The organism is Aquicoccus sp., assembly GCF_041686535.1.
Taxonomy (GTDB): domain Bacteria; phylum Pseudomonadota; class Alphaproteobacteria; order Rhodobacterales; family Rhodobacteraceae; genus Aquicoccus.
This window is the reverse complement of sequence record NZ_JAWLDS010000166.1, coordinates 1-3997: the sequence shown is the minus strand read 5'-3', so window position 1 is coordinate 3997 and position 3997 is coordinate 1. Positions and strand designations below refer to the sequence as shown.

Sequence of the window (3997 nt, the reverse complement as noted above, 5' to 3'; positions counted from 1 at the left end):
ACGATCACGCATGCTGACGAGCGGGAACAGATATCCCGACGACGAATTCGGGTCCGCCCAGGCAAAGCTGCGCCCCTCAGTGTCCTCGAAAGAGTGGATGTCGCTGTCGGCCCGCACGAACATGACCGAGTAGTATCCGATGGACCCGTCGGTTTCCTGCGGCACGACCAGCGGCTCGACCCCGCCATTGGTCTCGATCCAGGCGGCGGCGTAGCCGCTTGCCCCCATATCCATCACCTCGATCTGCCCGGCGGCGATAGCCTGGATCACGCCGGAATATTCCGAGGCAAGATAGAGATCCAGATCGACGCCCAGCTTCTCCTGCACGTACTCTCCGAACTGCTCGTAGCGGGACATGGCGGCGGATTGCGTCTCGACGCTTTGAACGCCGTAGCGGAATGTGGGGTAGTCCTCTTGCCAGTCTGCGGCTGCTGCAGGCACAGCGACCCCGAGGGCAAGTCCGCCGATGGCGATGCGTTTGGTAAAGGTAAGCATGAGTTGAAGACTCCTGTTGGATAGGTTGGATGGGTTCAGGTCGTGGCCACCGCCCTCAGCCTTTCAGGCATGGCGGTCGAGGTGACGGCCTCGTCAAAGGCCGCGCTGTCGTCATCGGTGCCGTAAATCTCGCGCGCGGTTCGGGCGTCGAGATCGGTGGATGGGCCGTCGAAAACGACCCGGCCGGCGCGCATACCGATGATGCGGTCGCAATAGCCGCGGGCCGTGTCCAGTGTGTGCAGGTTGCAGATCACGGTGATGCCGTCCTGCTGGTTGATGTCGCGCAGAAGGCGCATGACCTGCATCGCGCTGCGCGGATCGAGCGACGCGATCGGCTCGTCGGCAAGCAGGATCCGCGGTTCCTGCACAAGGGCGCGCGCGATCGCCACGCGCTGCTGCTGACCGCCCGACAGCGTATCCGCCCGCTGCAGCGCGAAATCTGCCATCTCCACCCGATCCAGCGCCATGATGGCCAGCGTCCGTTCGGCCTTCGTGTAAAGCTTCAGGCAACTGCGCAACTGACTGTGATAACTCACCCGGCCGATCAGCACGTTGGACAGCACATCCATGCGCCCCACGAGATTGAACTGCTGAAAGATCATCGCACAACTGCGCCGCCATTCGCGCAAGGCCCGCCCGGTAAGGCCGCTGACCGCGATGCCCTCGTACTGTATGGTGCCAGAACTTGGCGAATTGAGGCGATTGAGGCTGCGCAGAAACGTGGATTTCCCAGCGCCCGACCGTCCAATTACCGCAACCATTTCGCCCGGCGCAATGGTCAGGTTCACCGCGTCAAGCGCCACGGTCCCCTCGAAGCTTTTGGTCAGGTCGGTAATTCGAAGCACATCTGCCCCCAGCAAGGTGTTGGGGTTTGCTTACGTCGAGTCTGTGACAGTCGTATGAATTTGGATCAGTAAATATTTCTAGATTACTGAACAAATATCAATTAGCAAATGGAGCGAAGTATTGAAGGTCGGTGTGCAGGCATGAATCGGGTAAGACCTTTCCGTTCTGACGGCGCGCCTTCCGCCAGAGGGGCGATACTCGATCTTGACGGCACCCTGATCCGCGAAGGCGACGTCATGCACGGTGCCGCAGGTCTGCTGGACCACTTCGCGGGTCGCTTCGTGATTGCCTCGAACAATTCCACCGACACCGGCGAGAGTCTGAGCGGGCGCCTCGCCCATCTCGGCCTATCGGTTCCACCGCATCGGTTGGTGCTGGCCGGGCAAGAGACCCTGCGCCTGATCGCCGCGCGGCATCCTCGGGCGCGGATCTTCCTTATGGCCAGTGAAGTGTTGACGGATCACGCACGCGCACTTGGGCTTCATCCCAGCTCCGAGGACGGCGATATCGTCGTTCTCTGCCGCGACACGCGCTTTGATTACACAAAACTGCGCGGCGCAGGCGACCTGCTGCGCCGCGGCGCGCCGTTTTTCGTGGCCAACCCCGACCTGACACATCCGGGCGCGGATGGCACGCAAGTGCCGGAGACCGGCGCGCTTCTGGCCGCGATCACCGCCTGCGCTGGTCCGGTTCGCTCAACGATCATCGGCAAGCCGCAGTCGCACCTCTACACAGTGGCCCTCGCCAGGCTTGCCCTTGCGCCATACGAGGCGGTGATGATCGGCGACAATCCCGAGACCGATGCCGCCGGTGCGAAGGCGCTGGGCATGTCCAGCTTGCTGATCGGCGCGCACCGTGACGCCGTGGCGCGCGATCCGAGCACGCTGCTTGATCGCCTCATTGGCTAAAGCCGCTTGATCGACAGGGTGTCGAAGGTGCGGGTGATCGTATCCAGCGCGCGGTCGTAATCGCGCATCGCGACGCAGGCGACAAGCGCATCGACAATGGCCAATTGTGCAATGCGGCTGGTCATCGCCTCTGTCCGAAAACGGGTCTCGCGCGCCATGGTCGTCAGCACGATATCGCTGAACTTGATGATCGGCGACCGGCCATAGCCTGTGATGGCGATGGTCGTTGCACCGGACTCTTGGGCAAGCCGTGTGGCGGCCAGAGTCTCGTGCGTGCTGCCGGAATGCGACACGGTCAGCGTGACTACGCCGGGGCCCGCCTGCGCCGCGCTGATCGCCTGAACATGGCTGTCGATCACCACCCGTGCATCCACCCCTATCCGCAGGAGCCGGTAATACGCATCCTCGACAACCGGCGCGGCGCTGCCGATCCCGTAAAGCTCAACCCGGCGCGCGCCGAGGATCGCCTCGACGGCTCGTGCCATCTGCGCGCCGTCAAGCGCGCCGAGCGTGTCCTCGAGCGCCTGCACGTTGCTGGCAAATATCTTCTGCACAATGGCTTCGGTCTCGTCGCCACGCTCGAGATCCTCGTGGATGAACTGCACCGCACTGACCAGCTCCTGCGCAAGCACGATCTTGAGCTGCTGGAACCCGCGCGCCCCCATTTGCTGGCAAAGCGCCACGACACTGCCCTCGCTGACGCCCGTGGCCTCGGCAAGCTGGGTAACCGACATATGCACCACATCATGCGGTCTGGAGCTGACATACTCTGCCACACGCCGGCTCTTTGGGGGCAAGGATGGGCAGGCCGCTCTCAGGCGCTGCAAGATGCCCCGAAGATCGGGCCCCGGCGCGTTTTGCCTTGATGACGATGGCTTCAAGTTTTTCTCCGACCCCTCATTTTCCAATCGCTTCAAGTCCCCGCTATCGTTCTACGTTCTGTAGCGTAACAGTAACCGCATCGAAAGCGGCGCATCGTTCCGGATTACGGGCTAATTGGCAATGTGGAGACTGCCAGCCCGCAGAATACGGCGGAAGCGATTGTCGGCTCAGAGCCAGTTGTGCCGCTGCCGGATGCTCGCCGGTCAAGGGTTTGCAAAATTCGGTTCCCTGCGCATTACTGCCGCCCGAGAACGGCATGGCGAACGGCCGCTGTGACTGGGCTCAGCCAGGGCAATTCCGCCCCGCATCAAGATGACCTCGGGTGCCACGCCATCTACAGCCAGTCACTGGCTGTGAAGTTCTGAGCCCCGCGCCCAAATGTCTGCGCGTCGGACGCGACGACAGGGTTCACCAACGTCGCCGATCACCATCGTCCCGGGTCTCCACCCCGGGAAACAGGTCTTCGAACTGGCGGAACATGTGTCTTGCAGAGCGCTCCTCGACCGCGAACTCGCCTATGACTTCGTGCAAAGAGGTACCCCGTGGGCACCCCGACCCGAGGCCGCGCCGCGGCAATTTCAGCCACCCGGTAAACTTGCCGAACTCGTAGGAGACATGTCAGGTGATCTTCAATCAGCAGCCGAAAATCTGGGAAGGGCTTTGATCTCACAGGCGCTCTAGGTCAGCTCTCGAGGCGGGATTTTTGCTCACGGAGCATGCGCTCTCAAACATCCAAGTCTCTGACAAGAGTGTGAAACTGCCGCTGACCGGGCCTGCCTGATCCGGCCAGCGGCACGCAAACGAGAGGAATCTACCAATGGGATTGCCACAACGTGTCTTCTATACTGTTCACGAAGCCGCTGCGC

The 3997-nt window shown here is 62.1% G+C and carries 4 protein-coding genes; 1 reads left to right on the top strand and 3 read right to left on the bottom strand.

Translation table 11 applies throughout. The features are described from left to right. A partial coding sequence (gene phnD / locus ACESL9_RS17355; RefSeq protein ID WP_372675337.1) for a phosphate/phosphite/phosphonate ABC transporter substrate-binding protein occupies positions 1–495 on the bottom strand: 495 nt, incomplete at its 3' end. A 35-nt stretch (positions 496–530) separates the two neighbouring features. Then, positions 531–1340, bottom strand: coding sequence for a phosphonate ABC transporter ATP-binding protein (gene phnC, locus ACESL9_RS17350; protein WP_372615280.1), 810 nt, complete (start codon positions 1338–1340; stop codon positions 531–533). Positions 1341–1448: 108 nt separating this feature from the next. Here phnC and ACESL9_RS17345 point away from each other — a divergent pair, with 108 nt between their 5' ends. Then, positions 1449–2249 (top strand): HAD-IIA family hydrolase, encoded by an 801-nt coding sequence (locus ACESL9_RS17345; protein WP_372615279.1) that lies wholly within the window; start codon positions 1449–1451, stop codon positions 2247–2249. On the opposite strand, the gene ACESL9_RS17340 is transcribed toward ACESL9_RS17345, so the two are convergent. Continuing rightward, positions 2246–3076: a MurR/RpiR family transcriptional regulator gene (locus ACESL9_RS17340; RefSeq protein ID WP_372615278.1), complete on the bottom strand. Its 831-nt coding sequence runs from the start codon at positions 3074–3076 to the stop codon at positions 2246–2248. The two genes, ACESL9_RS17345 and ACESL9_RS17340, sit on opposite strands and share 4 nt — an antisense overlap. Positions 3077–3997 lie beyond the last annotated feature (921 nt).